Genomic DNA, 16,163 nt, shown 5'->3' on the forward strand with positions numbered 1-16,163 from the left:
AAAGCCGGCTCTACATTGAGTCGGCTTTTTTGCGAGCATTCATGTATTTAAAACACAAAGGAAGACATGCTTGTATGGACCGCTTTTTCGGCGATCGTATGTTTGAAGACCTGCCTCACTTTCATTTCATTCAACTCATATAACTGTTCCTCTGAAAAACGCCCGTTTCCTTTTTGTACAAGATAGACCTCCAGGGTTTTCTTTCCCCACTTCTCATATACATCTTGCACCGTGTCGTAATACAGGTCAAGGTGGTTCCCTTTAATCGCCCCACCCTTATCGGCTACCACCCCAAAACCATAATCAGGGATCCAAAGGATGGTACCTAGCGGAAACACGGATAGATCAGCAGCAATGGTCGAAAACATATCCCGCTTCACCTTCACCCCAGAATAGGTAATGCCATAAGACGGGCTATCCGGATATTTACCGGTGGATTCATAGCCTGCTGTATATCCCGTTGCCAACACCTTATGTTTTGGATACTTCGAAAGCTCTATAGCCTCTTCTATCGTTGGCGGTCCCCCACTTTTTTTCGTGGACGATGCTATAAAGGTCGCTTTATGGTGCCCACGATGAAAGGCTTTGTATTCCAGCTCGAATACCGTATTTTTCCTAATCGTTTCTTCCAAAGGATGGACTTCGGGCTCGGCTCCAAAAACATGATGAACGGTTGATTCAATAGCCAAGAAAAACAATAGGATGATGGCAACCCGCAAAAATAATGTCCGTATGATTTTCATATGTATGTCATTCCACTCCTCTCACAAGGATATTTGTTCCCTAACATGAGGAAAAGTATTCATATAGACCCAAAAATGACTACATATCACTAGAAAAACAGAAAAAAGGACCACCACTAAATGGCAGCCCCACCTATTTAAAACATTTGGTACCCCTTATTCCTCAATATCTTAATCGTGATTCCAGCCCCTATTGCACCAATTAATCCACTTGATAAAATCATCAGATCCGCCGCATGCAAGGATGCTAGGCTCGTCCCAAGTTCGGAAAACGTGTCACTGGGTTGTCTGAAATATTCAATCAACTTGGCTTTATTCACTATGACAAGGAATACGATAGGAAAAAGGACGACCATGATCCATGATGATCGAAAAAGCATGTTAAGTAAAAAGCCTATCCCGAAAAACAATACAAAGAATAAAAGTATTGAGATGACCAATACCGGTAATGGCATAATCTTCTAGACCTCCTTAAAAGAACCACTTTTAGTTTACAGAATACATAATTGGTTCGTCAACGACATAATACCAATTAATCCCTTGTGATGCATCATTGTCTTACATAAATAATTTATAAGAGGTATATCCGAAATGATTCCCTGGATTGACTCCGTCGAGCATCGTCTGCATTCTTTCTTTTTTAAAGGATAAAAGATGATTCAATAACACAGACTGCTTGCCTTCCGCAATGAGGGCTTCCGGATCATAGAACTTAGCTTCATATAGCTCGTCCATTTGAGCCGATACATCAAAACTAAGCGGCTTAAGTAAAAACACCAACATATTATCACTTATTTCCCCTTTGATGACTCCACTCCTGACGCCTACCATCCCTTCAATTTCCGTATGAATCCCCGTCTCCTCCAGCACTTCTCTAATGACTGCCTCATCCACCGTTTCATCATTTCGAACGAAGCCGGCGGGGAGGGACCATTGACCTTCCAATCCTCCATACCGTTTATTAACGACAAGCCATTCGCCTTTATCGGAAATCACGAGACCCGATACAGCCAACCAGACATTTTTGCAGCGTTCCAATCATTTCACTCCTCATTTCTCTCAATATTTGTATTATAAACCTTTTTTTTCAGTCATACACAATAGAAAAAAGCCATCCCGGAAATTTCTTGAATGGCTCATACCTTTTATTATGAAATTACAGGATGTTGAATTTACCCTTTTTCGCAACCAAATAAGGGCCGCCTATCAATAATAACGCTCTATTATCCACCATTTTCTTCATGAACGAGGCCGTTTTCCCCGTCACTTTCTTACCAAAAACAACCCCGATTGCATCATGCTCACCAAGTGAACATACCGTCCCTTTGTTTTCGAACGTAAAGGTATCTAGGTCGGTTTGGTTGCGGACCAACTTGGTAATGTTCTTCGCAATGACTTCTCCTTGCTGCATGGCAATCTGTGCGGTAGGGGGATATGGCCGGTTTATTTCTTCATTGATGATCAATGAACAGTCACCCACGATGAAGATATCATCATGACCTGGTGCCCGCATATCGAGGTTCACTTTTATGCGACCACGCATTGCATCGAATCCCGAAGCTTCAATGACGGAATTCCCACGAACTCCAGCTGCCCAAACAACGGTCCCTGCCTTGATCTCCTCGGTTTCCTCTTCACCAATTGCCACGATGATTCCTTCAGGGGTAGCTCCCTTGATGGGCGTGCCAATCTTGAATTCCACTCCTTTTTTTTGAAGATATGAAACGGCATAATCCACTAATTCGGGATCGAAACCAGGAAGTACCGCCGGTGCAGCTTCTACACAGTACATGCGGACTTTCTGAGGGTCAATATCATATTCCTTACACAGCACAGGAACACGATTGGCTAACTCCCCAAGGAATTCAATGCCCGTAAACCCAGCTCCACCGACTACGATGGTCAAGCGATTTTCGTCTTTTTCCATTTCCGAGCTATATGTGGCAAATTGCAATTGGATATGATCCCGTATTTTCCGGGCCGAGTTTAAATTGGAAATGGAGAAGGCATATTCCTTTAATCCTGGAATGCCGAATGTTTCTGATTCTGGGCCAAGCCCGACCACTAAGATGTCATACGAAACTTCGCCATTTTCTAGAATGACTTTTTTCTGTTCGGTCTTGATTTCTAAAACGGAGTCTTGAACGAACCTCACTTTACTTTTGTTGATGACATTCTTGATGGGATAGCGCACACGATCATGATGAAGGGTTCCGGCAGACGCCTCATGCAACCAGGTTGTTTCATAATGATAATCATTTTTATTCACTAAGATGATTTCCGCTTCATTTTGTCCCAATGCTTTTTGTAATCGGGTTACGGTCATCAAACCGCCATAACCTGCTCCCAAAATAACGATAGTTGGTTTTTTCAAGTAATCTTCCACCTTTACAGTATTTTTCTTTATCCCGCTTTCCATCTCAATTTCTATGCGATATCCTTAATTTCCATTAAAGAAGGCAATCCTATTCATATGTGATGCCTTTCACTAATTAAAGTTCACGAACGAACCAACAAATTCCATATAATTGAATATTATTCCATTCTCTCTCATTTTTCAAGGAAACCGATTTCCCCCTGATTAATGGATAAGCCGTCCACTTGATGCGGTAATTTTTCATTTTGATGAATAGTATGCCTGATTGCTCGCACGAACTTTCTCATTTTTCAAAAAATTTATCCATCTTCTTTAACTTCAACTATGTTAAAATGAAGAAAGAATTTCAACAAACCTAGTATATCGGAGGGATAGCGTTGGAAGTAAATGAAAAAGTATATGATATTACCATCATTGGTGGTGGACCTGTAGGCTTATTTACCGCATTCTATGGTGGTATGAGACAGGCATCAGTCAAAATCATTGAAAGCCTCCCACAATTGGGTGGACAATTATCCGCTCTTTATCCTGAAAAATACATCTATGATATCGCAGGTTTTCCTAAAGTGCTGGCTCAGGAATTAGTCAATAATTTGAAAGAGCAAATGGCGAAATTCGAACAAACCGTCGTCTTGGAACAATCCGTTCAAGAAGTGGAGAAACAGGCCGATGGCGTCTTCATGTTAACCACGGATAAAGAAGTACATTATTCCAAAACAATCATAATCACTGCCGGAAACGGGGCTTTCCAACCTCGACGCATCGAAATCGAGAATGCTAAGCAATATGAGGGTACGAACCTTCATTATTTCATTGATGACCTTAACCGTTTTGCAGGGAAAAAAGTGGTGGTCTTCGGAGGCGGCGATTCCGCAGTGGACTGGGCACTCATGTTAGAGCCTATCGCTGAAAAGGTGAGCATTGTCCATAGAAGGGATAAATTCCGCGCTCACGAACATAGTGTCGAAAATCTAAAAAATTCTAAAGTAGAAATTAAAACCCCTTACATACCTGCAGATTTAATTGGTACGGAAGATCGAATTCAAACAGTCGTCCTTAAGGATACGAATGGAGAAGAAACCGAAACATTGGATGTTGATGCAGTCATCGTCAACTACGGCTTTATCTCCTCTCTTGGTCCCATCAAAGAATGGGGGCTCGATATTCAGAAAAACAACATCTTAGTCAACTCCAGAATGGAAACGAACATCCCCGGAATCTACGCGGCTGGTGACATCGCAACCTACGATGGCAAAGTCAAATTAATTGCCAGCGGCTTTGGCGAAGCCCCTACTGCCGTCAATCATGCGAAGCAATACATTGACCCAAAAGCAAAAGTGCAGCCCATGCACAGCTCTTCCATGTTTTAGCATCCCATCACTCATTAACCGGCTCTGAATTGAGCTGGTTTTTTTATTTGTTTTATTAACTTGTGGATAACTTCCGGGAAAGCAGTTATCCATAATGGGTTCTAGATGTTTTCGGACTCTTCGATAAAGGGTAATGAATGTAAGAGAAGAAAAAGAAAGGAGTTTACATTCATGAATATCTTAATAGCAGGCGCGAATGGAACGACTGGTAAGAAAATCATCGAAGAACTATCAAAAACCCAACAGGATACGGTATATGGAATGATCCGGAAAGAAGAACAAGCACAAGGGATAAAAGACCTTGGCGGACAGCCCATCCTCGCTGATTTAGAGGAAGATGTGGATAAAGCGGTGGATAACATGGACGCCATCGTATTTGCTGCTGGTTCAGGTCCGAAGACAGGACCTGATAAGACCACGGCTGTGGATAAGAACGGAGCAATCAAACTGATTGATGCCGCTAAGAGAAAAGGCGTCGGGCGCTTTGTCATGTTAAGCTCCGTCGGTTCCGATCAGCCCCAACAAGGCCCTGAAGGAATGCAACACTATCTCGAAGCCAAGCATGATGCGGATGAACATTTAAAGGAGAGCGGTCTCACTTATACCATCGTCCGTCCCGTCGCATTGACCAATGACCAAGCGGTTGGGAAAATTAAGGCAGATGCAAAAGTCGATCATGTCGATACTTCCATACCACGAGCGGATGTCGCTAAAGTATTGGCCCAAGCCATCTCCGAAAAAAACACCTTCAATAAAACGTTTGAAATTCATAGTGGTGACCAACCGATCAAGGAAGCCTTGAAAACCCTATAAGAATGATGGAAAAAAGGGGGACACTTCAAAATGTGTCTCCCTTTTTCCATAAGAAAACCCTAGGGAGATTTTAGTCTTCCTAGGGTTTCATTCATATTATTTATCTGTTTGTTTTTGCTTTTTTTTCAAATACTCCGCACGCAGATTTTCAATATGCTGCTTTTTATCAAATTTGGCAGTCGTCTGCTTTTCCTGATATCTTGTCACAGCTGCCTGGCCTTTGTAATCCAATTGATATTTTCCCACTATGTTCACCTACTTTTCCTGTCTTTAAAGAGAATCTATTCAATAAATATATCATACCTTATTTTTGTGAAGTAAACCTTATTACTTTATTTGTGTCCTGCTAACCTTCCATATATACGGTTCATGCACACACGTAATACTAACATAGCAAGGGACTTTATGCTTTAATCGACAAAAGACGACGAATCCACATAAGCATTTCATTATCACTTTAGAATGCTCGCTTATACGTGTTTATTGGATGAGTCTTTTATCCTGACATAAAAAGACGCCTCCCAACGTATCGTTACATACGTCAAGAAGCGCCAGATATAAACGTTGATATCGAATTAACTAAACGCTAACGATCACTGACCGTCAACCAACCATTAACAGTTCTCCGGCGTACCTTTTTCGGTAGCCGTCCTGAAGGAAGATCCACAACCGCATGACGCGATGGCATTAGGATTTTCAATCGTAAATCCTCCACCCATCATCGTTTGTTTATAATCGATGACCGTTCCATTCAATATGCTGGCATCCTCTTTGTCCACAAGGATATGGATCCCAAATTGCTCCAACTTCTCATCCTTCTCGCCAGGTTCCTGTTCCAACCCCATGCCATAGGATAATCCACTGCAGCCTCCGCCTTTTACAGCCACTCTTAAAAACGATCCCTCTTCTTCGTTTTGCTTCATCATTTCTTTTATCTGAAAAGCAGCTGCTTCCGTAATCTGAACAACTTCACTCATTATAAACCGCTCCCTCCTAAAGATGTGAGATAGAATCTTTCTTTACTTATAGTATATACCAAAGAAATTCCCCTGCTCAATTTTCCAGCTTGAAAAAAATTAAATGTTCCAGATCATTATCCCCCCACATTTCATGAAAAAACTAGATTAAATCGTGATTTATGGGTATAATTACCTGTGTGATTAGTCTTACAAGATTTTATGAAGGAGGTAATCTCTATCGAAGAATTACAGCCTCTATATGATAAAAGTATAGAATGTCTTCATTGTAAACAAACATCAACCACTAAGAAAATACGTTCACGCTTTATTAAAGTATCCCGTTATGACACTGATTTTTGTCCTATATATGAAAACCCGGACGCTAACGCCCTTTACTATTATATTCACGTTTGTCGACACTGCGGTTTTTCCTATTCTGAAGATTTCTCACGATATTTCCCACCTACCACAAAAGAAGTCATCGAAGAGAAAATCTGTTCTAAATGGAATCCCCATCATTTCAGTGATGTACGTTCCGTTGAAGATGCAATCAAAACCTATAAACTGGCCAGTTATTGCGGTTCCTTGAAAAAGGAGAAACATATCATCCTGGCCGGTATTCATTTACGGATTGCCTGGCTGTATAGATTTCAAAATAAACAGGAGCAGGAAAATAGGTTCCTACGACTTGCTCTTCAGGAATATGAAGCATCTTATTCATCAGGGGACTTCAGCGGCACGCAAGTATCGGAAGTCAGGATTTTATACCTTGCCGGAGATATATCCAAAAGGATCGGAAATACACAGGCAGCCATTAAATTTCTTTCCATGGTACTTGAAAGGCAAAAACACGCCAGGGAATCGTCCATTATCCAAATGGCCAGAGACCGGTGGCATGAAATCAAGGAAGAATCGGAAATGGGTGGTATCGCGGCAAATGCCTGAGGAAATGTATCCTCCACCAAAAAGGAGGCGGCCCAACATGTTATTCGGCTGCCTCCTTTTTATTTATGTCGATTAAAACATTTGATATTCATCAATAAATTTATATATATTTTTCACAAGTTCATCCGTTGTATCCCCAGAAACTACTTCGCCATTAACAAGGGCATACAAAGAACTGGAACATTTCCCACAATATCCTAGGCAACCATATTCAATAATATCTAAATTAGGATCCTTCTCTAATCTTTCGAAAGCTTCCTGTGCCCCACTGGCCAGATTGCTTACACAGAACTCAATGATTGGATACATCGTTTCACCTCGCTGTCATTAACAGTTTATCCTAAACCTTTTCACATTAACAGTCAATAAATACGCACAAAAATACGCCGTTTTTAAGATATCGGTTGTGATTTACAGTTATATTCGTTATACTTTTGTCGGGGTATGTAAACAAGAAATCATATAATATTTTTATTATTCTACAAATTAGGCATATATTTATTCACATAATTCCATAGGATACAAATGGGGAATCCTATAGTAGGATAATTTATTTTCACAAGTGAAATACTTAACATTATTTCTAGAGATCAAACAAAGGGGAAAAAACATATGAAGAATTTAGTCATACTTGGTGGTGGGTATGGTGGTATGCGCATGTTACAAAGATTGCTGCCTAATCAGCTTCCTGAAAACGTGAGCATCACACTAATCGACCGCAATCCTTATCACTGCTTAAAAACCGAATATTATGCACTAGCAGCAGGTACTATTCCTGATCAGCACATCCGTGTTGCATTTCCAGAACACCCTCGCTTAAAGAACGTATACGGAGAAGTACTTTCCATTGATATGGAGAACAAACAAGTCATTATCGAGAACCAAGAGCCCGTTGCTTACGACGATTTAGTTATCGGCCTTGGATGTGAAGATAAATATCACAATATTCCTGGTGCTGATACACACACATATAGCATCCAAACCATCGATAAATCACGTCGCACTTATTCAGCTTTGAATAATTTGGGCGCTGGTGCAACCGTATCAATCGTTGGCGGAGGCCTTAGCGGTGTCGAGTTAGCCAGTGAATTAATTGAAAGTCGTTCTGATTTGAACGTAAAGCTTTTCGACCGTGGACCACATATTCTATCTGCTTTCCCAGAAAGACTAAGTACGTTTGTCGAATCATGGTTTGATAAACATACCATCGAAATCGTTCATCATTCTAATATCACTAAAGTTGAACCTAACCTGCTTTATAATGGGGATGAAGCGGTTCATAGTGATGTTATTGTCTGGACAGCCGGCATACAACCAAGCAAGATCATTCGTGACATGGATATCGAAAAAGACCGTCAAGGAAGAGCCGTTCTTACACCACAGCATTTCCTTCCTACCAATGACAGCATTTTTGTAGTCGGCGACTGCGCTAGTTTGCCACATGCACCGAGTGCTCAATTAGCGGAATCTCAAGCCGAACAGATTGTTCAAGTTCTCTTGAAAAAATGGGCCAATGAACCACTTCCTGAAAGTTTCCCTCCCGTAAAATTAAAAGGGACATTAGGTTCTCTTGGGAAGAAACAAGGTTTTGGACTTGTCGCTAACCGTCCTATCACAGGAAGAGTGGCACGCCTAATGAAATCCGGGATACTTTGGATGTATAAATACCATAACGGTTAATCTAAAATTTCATGAACCTATTCTTGAACTGACTCAAAAAGCTGCTATAAAGCTTCCTCCTGGGTCAGTTTTTTCATTTCCCTTTATATCCGTAGTTCTCCATTAATTCCACAACTTTTTTCAGGTGAACGTTCCCTTCGGCCACAATCTCATCTTCAATGAGGACAAGTGGATAAAATAAATCTTCTTCGACCATCTTCGCCGCCATGTTTTTTTGCCTATCAACATCAGGCGGATTCAACATATCAATATAAGTAATGGAAAATGGTTGCTCTGGAAACTTTCGTGTCAATGCGGCTTGAAGCCATTCATATGTATCTTTCGAAGAGGGAAGATTAACACAACTCGCACATATTTGCGTCGCCCCATATACCTCTATTTCAATTTTTTTCTTTATCATCTGTTACCTCCACCATGTATTTTCTCTGTGATTTTTGGAATCTTTTCCCTATTAATGACAGATTCGAAAAGAATAGATTTAATTTCCGCAAAGTTACAGTTGGATTTTTTACTATGTTCGCATTATAATATGATTAGGAAAGGAGTCGATTGCAATGTCTGACCAACAAATGGAAACACAAGTTCAAGATGTTCTAGATAAACTTCGTCCGTTTCTACTTCGTGATGGCGGTGACTGTGAACTAGTTGACGTAGAAGATGGAATTGTAAAATTACGATTACTAGGAGCATGCGGAAGCTGCCCAAGTTCGACCATTACTCTAAAAGCTGGGATTGAGCGCGCACTTCTTGAAGAAGTTCCCGGGGTAGTGGAAGTTGAGCAAGTTTTCTAATTAGCCTTTAATAACGGGTTGAGCATTCAACCATATTAGATACAACACATACAGACTAAATATATTTAGTCTGCTATAGAAATAAAGCTGACTCCGCTTTATCAGTCCTATCAATCCTTGATTGATACGGCTTAAAGGGAATCAGCTTTTTTACTGTTGCAATGAACATCTATGATTTATTAAAGCTCCATTCCTTCTTCTCTTCCTCTGATAGGATCGCCGTCTGGCTTCCATCATTGTCGACCCTCAGCTCTTTCACCTGAAAGTCAGGAAATGCTTCCTTCAAACTTCTTAGCAGTTGTGCTGTTTTTTCGCCAGACACTAGGCTGAGGACGGTCGGACCTGCTCCACTTAGAGCGGCACCATAGCCGCCTTCCCGACGTACAATTTCTTCGATTTCCGCTAAATGCGGCACTAAGCCAGCGCGATAGGGTTGATGAAATCGATCGTTCTGCATCATTTGACCGACAAGATTCCAGTTATTTGTCAAGATTCCCGCAAGTAGCACATTAGCTGCCGCACTTCCGCTTATTGCTTCTTTATACGGAAGTGTTTCGGGAAGGACATTCCTTGAATCCTCTGTAAGCAATTCAAAGTTGGGAATCACGGCAATGACATTTACCCCTTCTATCGGAAATGAAAGAACATCCGTTTTTTCATCCGTATGCATACCGACGACCAAACCACCATGAACAGATGCCCCTGCATTGTCCGGGTGTCCCTCAAAAGTAGAGGCATGTCTGTTTTTTTCCTCAGCGGATAAGTTCAGTTTAGCGACTAGATTCGCTAATTCAATCCCGGCTACGATGGCTGAAGCACTGCTTCCAAGTCCCCTGGCAAGCGGGATTTCACTAGAAACGGAAATCCGGCACGGTGACAGGTCTTTCCCATAATATGCCGCCGTTTTCTTTGCGATTTGAATGATGTAATTCGTGTCATCTTTCGGGAAAACGGACATTTCCTCAGAAAGCGGAATGACTTCCCAATGATTCGATAGGGATCCGTGTATCTCCAAGTACAATCCAAGGGCAAGACCGATTGAATCGAACCCGGGCCCAAGATTAGCCGTACTTGCTGGCACACGGATCAAAAACATCTCCGATTCCGCACTCATGCCTGGTTCACACCTTGTAAATGTTCTAAAATGATTTTTTCATCCATTGGTAGTAATGTCGGATGAATCGTGCTTGTATCGACAGCCACGTTCGGATCCTTCAATCCATTTCCAGTAAGGACAGCCACAACTTTGCTTCCTTTTTTGATTTCGCCGCTTTTTAATTGTTTATACACGCCGGCAATGGAAGCACATGATGCCGGTTCAGCAAATACGCCTTCCTTTTTAGCCAGGAAGTGATAGGCTTCAAGGATTTCCTCATCCGTTACCTCATCAATTTTACCATTTGATTCACTTGCCGCTTCCACAGCAAACTTCCAGCTGGCAGGATTACCAATTCGTATCGCGGTTGCGATCGTTTCAGGGTTTTCAATGACCGCATCACGGACAATCGCTGCTGCCCCTTCGGCTTCGAACCCTCTCATTTCAGGTAGCCCTGTCCGTTTTCCTTCATTGTACTCCTTAAACCCTTTCCAGTACGCGGTGATATTCCCCGCATTCCCGACTGGCAATGCCAAAATATCAGGTGCAGATCCAAGCGCATCACAAATTTCGAACGCAGCCGTCTTCTGGCCTTCAATCCGATATGGGTTAACAGAGTTTACTAGAGTGATAGGTGAATGTTCGCTAAGGGACCGGACGATCTTTAAAGCTTGGTCGAAATTGCCTTCAATCGAAATGATCTCTGCTCCATACATAACCGCTTGAGCCAATTTACCCATGGCAATCTTTCCTTCTGGAATGACAACAATGCAACGGATATTGGCACGCGCCGCATAAGCAGCAGCCGCAGCTGATGTATTCCCCGTGGATGCACAGATGATCGTATCACTTCCAGCCTCGATCGCTTTGGCAACGGCCATGACCATTCCACGGTCCTTAAATGATCCCGTTGGATTGGCTCCTTCGTATTTTACATGGAGCTCAATTCCCCACTCTTCTGATAAACGGTCCAATTTAATCAAAGGTGTATTTCCTTCTAAAAGGGATAATGCCGGTGTATCTTCATTTACAGGTAAAAATTCTCTATATTCGCTAATTAGTCCTTGCCAACTCATTTGTTGTCCTCTCCTTCTACACGGTATGTGCTTTTCACTTCTTTTACCATATTGTAATCATTCAATTCGTATTTAATTTGATCGAAAGCCGCCATTGGGGCTTTATGGGTAACCAATACAATTTCCGAGGACTCTTTTTCATCCAGCGGCAATTGTAGGATCTTATCGAAACCGACCCCATGCTCCGCGAATAAATTCGTGATCCTAGCTAGGACACCCACTTCATCCTGTACATGGAGTCGAATGAAGAACTTAGCCAGAATCTCCGTATGATCTTTTAATTGTTTCGGGTATTGAGGAGAAACGGCACTTCTCCCGTTCACGCCCAATCTCATATTCTTGATGACCGTTACCATATCCGAAACGACAGCCGTTGCTGTTGGCAGGCTACCTGCCCCAGGGCCGTAAAACATCGTTTCCCCCACTGCTTCACCATAAACGTACACTGCATTATACTCATTGTTTACAGAAGCTAGTGGATGTTCCTCCGGAAGCAAAGTCGGCTGCACGCTAACTTCGACCCTATCCCCCGTTCTAGTCGCTACGCCAATCAGCTTCATGGTATAGCCAAGCTTTTGGCTGTATCTCAGATCCTCTTCGGTTATTTCGGTGATTCCCTGCACTTCGACATCATGCAAGCCGATATTCATGGAAAAACCGAGAGTCGATAGGATGGCCATTTTCCGTGCGGCATCCAGTCCACCTACATCCGCGGTCGGATCGGACTCGGCAAAACCCAGTTCCTGAGCTTCTTTCAGCACGTCTTCATAAGCCCTTCCTTCTTTGCTCATCTTCGTTAGGATGAAATTTGTCGTTCCATTAACGATCCCCATCATTTTTGTGATCCGGTCCGAAGATAGCCCATCAACTAAACCGCGCAATATCGGGATGCCCCCGGCCACGCTTGCTTCATAGAATAAATCACATTGGTTTTCCGTGGCTAACTCCAAAAGTTCCGGACCATACAGGGCCATCAGGTCCTTATTGGCCGTTACGATATTTTTTTTATTTTTCAAGGCTTTGATTAAGTATTCACGCGTTTCTTCAATTCCGCCCATCACTTCAATAACTAAATCGATTTCAGGGTTTGAAAGAATATCCTCCGGATTGGAAGTTAGCATACTGTTATCCACCGATACGAGTCGTTCCTTTGACGTATCTTTGACCAGTATCTTCTTAATGGTGATTGAGCAACCTACTTGGTGCATGAGCTTGTCTTGATGTCTCTCAATGATTTGTACGACTCCGGACCCGACAGTGCCCAGCCCCAATAATCCGATCGAGATGGCTTTCATTTTGGTTCCCCCTTAAAGTATCTGTTTTCCCCAAGAAAACATTTGTATTTGTATAGTAGACATTATATGTTTTATTCGTTCAATTATCAATAGTTAGAATATACAGTTTTCAATTCTTTTTCGAAGTCCTTGCTAGGTATGACAGGAAAAACCGACGTTTAAGGGCGAACCTCGTATTTATTTCACAGAGTTCAACGAATCATACGTCCCCATGATTATGTGCGGATTCTTCTCGGGATCCATCCACTTCAGCAAGCTAAGGACATTCTTCTCGGAAGTAGCTGTACAACCCGCTGTTGGCTTGTTTTCCCCTCTCCATATATGAAGGAAGATTGCACTGCCCTTTCCCTTGATGATCGGATTCCTATTATAATTGATGACGGCTCCATATTTATAAAGTTCATGGTTCATCCTTTCGAAAGATTTCCATTTCTCATACGGATTCTTTCCTTTATACGTGACCCACTTGTTATAGTCGTTGGACGCCGGATCATCGATCCAATAATCATACTTGGTTGTTTTCCGGTAATCCATCTTCACTTTATCTGGCTTGGATGTGCTTCCAAAGGCCGTTCCGAAAGAATACATCCCGACAGGTGCTTTCCCGTCGCCCTCTTTCTTATTCTTCGTGAATCCATTCTTCCCGGTAACGCCCTTCATATCGCCTAAGGCTCGCCGCCATTCACCCTTCTTCTTCTCATAGGTTCGGATTGTCACCTTCATCCCACCCATGGTTTTGCCTGTGGCGGCTACGAGTTGGCTGATATCTTTCCGCTTATCCAATTTCTTGAGGATGGTCTTCTCGCCTGAGCTAAATACTTCCCTGGCATTTTTCATGGCAATAAAACCAGTATGGTTGGAATGGCAAACCTTATACCAATTACCCGTCTTCCCAATGACCGATAACTCTTTATTTTTCCGATATGTCTCTACTGTTTTACTGTCCGTCGATGCCGACTCTTTCAAATCCGTTGTCGTTTTAAGTACAATTTTGAACTGCGTCGCATCACAGCTGGTTTTGATTGTTGTCTTGGCAGAAACCGCAGCTGGAAAAACGAATAGGACAATCAATAAAGCCAGCATTGTACGTTTCATTGCATGCATCCTTTCTCCACTTGAACAAGTTTCGAAACCACTTATCGAACTATTCTAAAAAATCATATTATTATCATAACATAGTAAATGAGGTGGTATCATATTTCTTCCAGTTTTTTTTAAATCCAATCAATCTTCGGAAGGTTAAAATGGTTAACTGGAATTTCGGCCAAATCGTAAAACTGCTTGAGAAACGTCTCATACTTCTCCGATGTATTCGTGATGGAGGACAGCTTATCTTCCAATTCATTCGATCTTGCTTCTGATACTTTTGAGAAATACTCTTCAACTGCCTCAAAGTAATGAATGGGAAACAGCATTCTTGAATACAGTAAGCGTGCCGAGAAACTGGAGAATGGTTCAATGCCTTGATATTCACGAAAAAAGGTGTTGATGCCCCGTTGATGCGTATGCACATTTTGAAAATAATGCTCCCTCACCCATTCCGCGGCATCCCGTGTCCCATGGTCAAATACCCAATCAAACGGATTCTTCATCCACTTATTGTTCTTCCAGGTATCATTTAAAAACCGCTCATAACACACCGTACCGCTGTCTATAGGTTGTGGTGTATCATCGATTTCCGTGTCGACTAAATATTGAATCGCATTCTCACCTAGTACCATATAATAGGGAAAGGTTTCTACAAACATTTTTTCGAATGGGTTATCCGGATGGGCTTTTAATTTGTCCCTCCAAATGTTCTCCAGCTGATCGATTCTTTGCTCCCAAAGTTCTTTCCATTGGCCAATCCGTGAACAGGATCGAATCGTCTCCGTTATGGCTCTTCCACGTTGGTGGAACCTTGCTATGTGACGTCCCGGATTGAAATTTTTCGGCCCTTCCAAGTCCTCATTGGCAAGGAGGATAAATAATTGGTCCTCCGCTTCCGAAACAAAACTGCCGTGATTGGCAAGGACGAACGCTGAAACATGACGATCTCCTAGGGCAATCATGTGCTCAGCCATTCTATGGCGCTCTGCCAATTCCTCTTGTTCCCTGTCTTCTAATGGAACGATGCTGTAAATGAAAGGCCCGGAACGAAAGCTAGGAAACCGGCTATTGGCTTCCTCCCGCTCCACCTCGATTCCGTAATTATTAAAAATGATTTCTTCTATCATAGCGTTTTCCTCCCTTATCAAATGGATACAAACAAATTGGGCATCATATACTTATATATATGAGGAATACGCTCTTTTCTGAATAACTATCGATACCGAAAATTCACGCATGAAAAATTTATCCTATAACTATGGAGATTGGATGATGAAATGACTAATATAAAACAATCAATGTCTGAACAAACAGCTCGAAAATGGCTTGGTGAACGAGGAGTGAAAGTGGAGGATATCGCAGAGCTGGTCATGTATCTACAATCAAGCTACCATGAAGACTTGCAAATGGCAGACTGCCTCCACAATGTTGAACGGGTCATTTCGAAACGCGAAGTGCAGAATGCGATCCTTACCGGCATCCAACTGGATATGTTAGCCGAAAAAAAACTGCTTGAAGAACCCCTTCAAAGCATCATTGAGATCGATGAAGGACTATATGGCGTGGATGAAATATTGGCTTTATCCATAGTCAATGTATACGGGTCGATTGGCTTCACCAATTATGGATTTATCGACAAGCAAAAACCGGGTATCCTAAAATATTTAAACGATAAAAGCACCGGCAAGGTCCATACCTTCTTGGATGATATCGTCGGTGCCATAGCCGCTGCTGCATCCAGCCGGCTCGCACATAGGGTCGAAAACGTGGAATGACGCCATAATGGAAAGCGGGGAGGAGCACGTAGGTTAAAACAAAAAAGATCCAGGTCTGCATAAAGTGTACCCTGTGTAAAGGACATTTTAAAAAAGCCTAAGCAATTTTTAAAAGATGATCTCTGTATTGAACAGGGGTCATCTTTTTTAGGTT

19 protein-coding genes are annotated in these 16,163 nt (G+C 42.1%); 6 read left to right on the top strand and 13 right to left on the bottom strand.

What is annotated here, in order from left to right:
- Nucleotides 1-47: 47 nt before the first annotated feature.
- The 4 genes from ACIQXH_RS18140 to ACIQXH_RS18155 all read right to left on the bottom strand — a co-directional run bounded on the left by ACIQXH_RS18140 (nucleotide 48) and on the right by ACIQXH_RS18155 (nucleotide 3,117).
- Nucleotides 48-743: a 3D domain-containing protein gene (locus ACIQXH_RS18140; RefSeq protein WP_402871035.1), complete on the bottom strand. Its 696-nt coding sequence runs from the start codon at nucleotides 741-743 to the stop codon at nucleotides 48-50.
- A gap of 137 nt (nucleotides 744-880) precedes the next feature.
- Complete coding sequence (locus ACIQXH_RS18145; RefSeq protein WP_402871034.1) at nucleotides 881-1,198, bottom strand: YuiB family protein; 318 nt, start codon at nucleotides 1,196-1,198, stop codon at nucleotides 881-883.
- 103 nt (nucleotides 1,199-1,301) lie between these two features.
- A complete protein-coding gene (locus tag ACIQXH_RS18150; RefSeq protein ID WP_402871032.1) occupies nucleotides 1,302-1,781 on the bottom strand; it encodes an NUDIX domain-containing protein in 480 nt (159 codons plus the stop codon).
- A 118-nt stretch (nucleotides 1,782-1,899) separates the two neighbouring features.
- Complete coding sequence (locus ACIQXH_RS18155; RefSeq protein WP_402871029.1) at nucleotides 1,900-3,117, bottom strand: NAD(P)/FAD-dependent oxidoreductase; 1,218 nt, start codon at nucleotides 3,115-3,117, stop codon at nucleotides 1,900-1,902.
- A 380-nt stretch (nucleotides 3,118-3,497) separates the two neighbouring features.
- On the opposite strand from ACIQXH_RS18155, the gene ACIQXH_RS18160 reads away from it, so the two are divergent.
- A complete protein-coding gene (locus ACIQXH_RS18160) occupies nucleotides 3,498-4,490 on the top strand; it encodes an NAD(P)/FAD-dependent oxidoreductase (protein ID WP_402871026.1) in 993 nt (330 codons plus the stop codon).
- 171 nt (nucleotides 4,491-4,661) lie between these two features.
- A complete protein-coding gene (locus ACIQXH_RS18165; protein ID WP_403125173.1) occupies nucleotides 4,662-5,303 on the top strand; it encodes an SDR family oxidoreductase in 642 nt (213 codons plus the stop codon).
- 96 nt (nucleotides 5,304-5,399) lie between these two features.
- Here ACIQXH_RS18165 and ACIQXH_RS18170 read toward each other — a convergent pair whose 3' ends face one another.
- Together ACIQXH_RS18170 and ACIQXH_RS18175 are read right to left on the bottom strand one after the other, a co-directional pair.
- Nucleotides 5,400-5,549 (bottom strand): hypothetical protein, encoded by a 150-nt coding sequence (locus tag ACIQXH_RS18170; RefSeq protein WP_402871020.1) that lies wholly within the window; start codon nucleotides 5,547-5,549, stop codon nucleotides 5,400-5,402.
- Nucleotides 5,550-5,917: 368 nt separating this feature from the next.
- Nucleotides 5,918-6,280, bottom strand: coding sequence for a HesB/IscA family protein (locus ACIQXH_RS18175; RefSeq protein ID WP_402871018.1), 363 nt, complete (start codon nucleotides 6,278-6,280; stop codon nucleotides 5,918-5,920).
- 201 nt (nucleotides 6,281-6,481) lie between these two features.
- On the opposite strand from ACIQXH_RS18175, the gene ACIQXH_RS18180 reads away from it, so the two are divergent.
- The gene (locus tag ACIQXH_RS18180; protein ID WP_402954334.1) at nucleotides 6,482-7,207 is read left to right on the top strand and encodes a DUF2225 domain-containing protein; all 726 of its coding nucleotides are present in this window, start codon (nucleotides 6,482-6,484) and stop codon (nucleotides 7,205-7,207) included.
- Between the two features lie 72 nt (nucleotides 7,208-7,279).
- Here the strand turns inward: ACIQXH_RS18180 and ACIQXH_RS18185 are convergent, their stop codons facing one another.
- Entirely contained in the window at nucleotides 7,280-7,516 is a 237-nt protein-coding gene (locus ACIQXH_RS18185; RefSeq protein WP_402871015.1) for a YuzB family protein, read from the bottom strand.
- Nucleotides 7,517-7,819: 303 nt separating this feature from the next.
- On the opposite strand from ACIQXH_RS18185, the gene ACIQXH_RS18190 reads away from it, so the two are divergent.
- Nucleotides 7,820-8,887: an NAD(P)/FAD-dependent oxidoreductase gene (locus ACIQXH_RS18190; protein ID WP_402871012.1), complete on the top strand. Its 1,068-nt coding sequence runs from the start codon at nucleotides 7,820-7,822 to the stop codon at nucleotides 8,885-8,887.
- Nucleotides 8,888-8,960: 73 nt separating this feature from the next.
- Here ACIQXH_RS18190 and ACIQXH_RS18195 read toward each other — a convergent pair whose 3' ends face one another.
- Nucleotides 8,961-9,287 (bottom strand): YuzD family protein, encoded by a 327-nt coding sequence (locus ACIQXH_RS18195; RefSeq protein WP_402871009.1) that lies wholly within the window; start codon nucleotides 9,285-9,287, stop codon nucleotides 8,961-8,963.
- A gap of 154 nt (nucleotides 9,288-9,441) precedes the next feature.
- Here ACIQXH_RS18195 and ACIQXH_RS18200 point away from each other — a divergent pair, with 154 nt between their 5' ends.
- Entirely contained in the window at nucleotides 9,442-9,678 is a 237-nt protein-coding gene (locus ACIQXH_RS18200) for a NifU family protein (protein ID WP_402871006.1), read from the top strand.
- A 169-nt stretch (nucleotides 9,679-9,847) separates the two neighbouring features.
- Here the strand turns inward: ACIQXH_RS18200 and thrB are convergent, their stop codons facing one another.
- The 5 genes from thrB to yutH form a co-directional block, all read right to left on the bottom strand.
- Nucleotides 9,848-10,792, bottom strand: coding sequence for a homoserine kinase (gene thrB, locus ACIQXH_RS18205; protein ID WP_402954340.1), 945 nt, complete (start codon nucleotides 10,790-10,792; stop codon nucleotides 9,848-9,850).
- Nucleotides 10,789-11,850: a threonine synthase gene (gene thrC, locus ACIQXH_RS18210; RefSeq protein ID WP_403125176.1), complete on the bottom strand. Its 1,062-nt coding sequence runs from the start codon at nucleotides 11,848-11,850 to the stop codon at nucleotides 10,789-10,791. Before thrC ends, thrB begins: the two co-directional genes overlap by 4 nt.
- Nucleotides 11,847-13,145, bottom strand: a complete 1,299-nt coding sequence (locus ACIQXH_RS18215; protein WP_402871000.1) for a homoserine dehydrogenase — start codon at nucleotides 13,143-13,145, stop codon at nucleotides 11,847-11,849. The genes thrC and ACIQXH_RS18215 overlap by 4 nt, the downstream gene beginning before the upstream one ends.
- A gap of 177 nt (nucleotides 13,146-13,322) precedes the next feature.
- Nucleotides 13,323-14,240 (bottom strand): SH3 domain-containing protein, encoded by a 918-nt coding sequence (locus tag ACIQXH_RS18220; protein ID WP_403125180.1) that lies wholly within the window; start codon nucleotides 14,238-14,240, stop codon nucleotides 13,323-13,325.
- Between the two features lie 119 nt (nucleotides 14,241-14,359).
- A complete protein-coding gene (yutH, locus tag ACIQXH_RS18225; RefSeq protein WP_402954346.1) occupies nucleotides 14,360-15,361 on the bottom strand; it encodes a spore coat putative kinase YutH in 1,002 nt (333 codons plus the stop codon).
- A 150-nt stretch (nucleotides 15,362-15,511) separates the two neighbouring features.
- On the opposite strand from yutH, the gene ACIQXH_RS18230 reads away from it, so the two are divergent.
- Nucleotides 15,512-16,009, top strand: coding sequence for a phosphatidylglycerophosphatase A family protein (locus tag ACIQXH_RS18230; RefSeq protein ID WP_402870991.1), 498 nt, complete (start codon nucleotides 15,512-15,514; stop codon nucleotides 16,007-16,009).
- Nucleotides 16,010-16,163: the final 154 nt, after the last annotated feature.

It is taken from the genome of Peribacillus sp. NPDC097225 (genome assembly GCF_044761955.1).
Taxonomy (GTDB): domain Bacteria; phylum Bacillota; class Bacilli; order Bacillales; family DSM-1321; genus Peribacillus.

Bases quoted from the DNA above. Each gene is read 5' to 3' on its own strand.
- ACIQXH_RS18140 (WP_402871035.1), bottom strand. From the start codon at position 743: ATGAAAATCATACGGACATTATTTTTGCGGGTTGCCATCATCCTATTG.
- ACIQXH_RS18145 (WP_402871034.1), bottom strand. From the start codon at position 1,198: ATGCCATTACCGGTATTGGTCATCTCAATACTTTTATTCTTTGTATTG.
- ACIQXH_RS18165 (WP_403125173.1), top strand. From the start codon at position 4,662: ATGAATATCTTAATAGCAGGCGCGAATGGAACGACTGGTAAGAAAATC.
- ACIQXH_RS18175 (WP_402871018.1), bottom strand. From the start codon at position 6,280: ATGAGTGAAGTTGTTCAGATTACGGAAGCAGCTGCTTTTCAGATAAAA.
- ACIQXH_RS18180 (WP_402954334.1), top strand. From the start codon at position 6,482: ATGAAGGAGGTAATCTCTATCGAAGAATTACAGCCTCTATATGATAAA.
- ACIQXH_RS18185 (WP_402871015.1), bottom strand. From the start codon at position 7,516: ATGTATCCAATCATTGAGTTCTGTGTAAGCAATCTGGCCAGTGGGGCA.
- ACIQXH_RS18190 (WP_402871012.1), top strand. From the start codon at position 7,820: ATGAAGAATTTAGTCATACTTGGTGGTGGGTATGGTGGTATGCGCATG.
- ACIQXH_RS18195 (WP_402871009.1), bottom strand. From the start codon at position 9,287: ATGATAAAGAAAAAAATTGAAATAGAGGTATATGGGGCGACGCAAATA.
- ACIQXH_RS18200 (WP_402871006.1), top strand. From the start codon at position 9,442: ATGTCTGACCAACAAATGGAAACACAAGTTCAAGATGTTCTAGATAAA.
- thrB (WP_402954340.1), bottom strand. From the start codon at position 10,792: ATGAGTGCGGAATCGGAGATGTTTTTGATCCGTGTGCCAGCAAGTACG.
- thrC (WP_403125176.1), bottom strand. From the start codon at position 11,850: ATGAGTTGGCAAGGACTAATTAGCGAATATAGAGAATTTTTACCTGTA.
- ACIQXH_RS18215 (WP_402871000.1), bottom strand. From the start codon at position 13,145: ATGAAAGCCATCTCGATCGGATTATTGGGGCTGGGCACTGTCGGGTCC.
- ACIQXH_RS18220 (WP_403125180.1), bottom strand. From the start codon at position 14,240: ATGAAACGTACAATGCTGGCTTTATTGATTGTCCTATTCGTTTTTCCA.
- yutH (WP_402954346.1), bottom strand. From the start codon at position 15,361: ATGATAGAAGAAATCATTTTTAATAATTACGGAATCGAGGTGGAGCGG.
- ACIQXH_RS18230 (WP_402870991.1), top strand. From the start codon at position 15,512: ATGACTAATATAAAACAATCAATGTCTGAACAAACAGCTCGAAAATGG.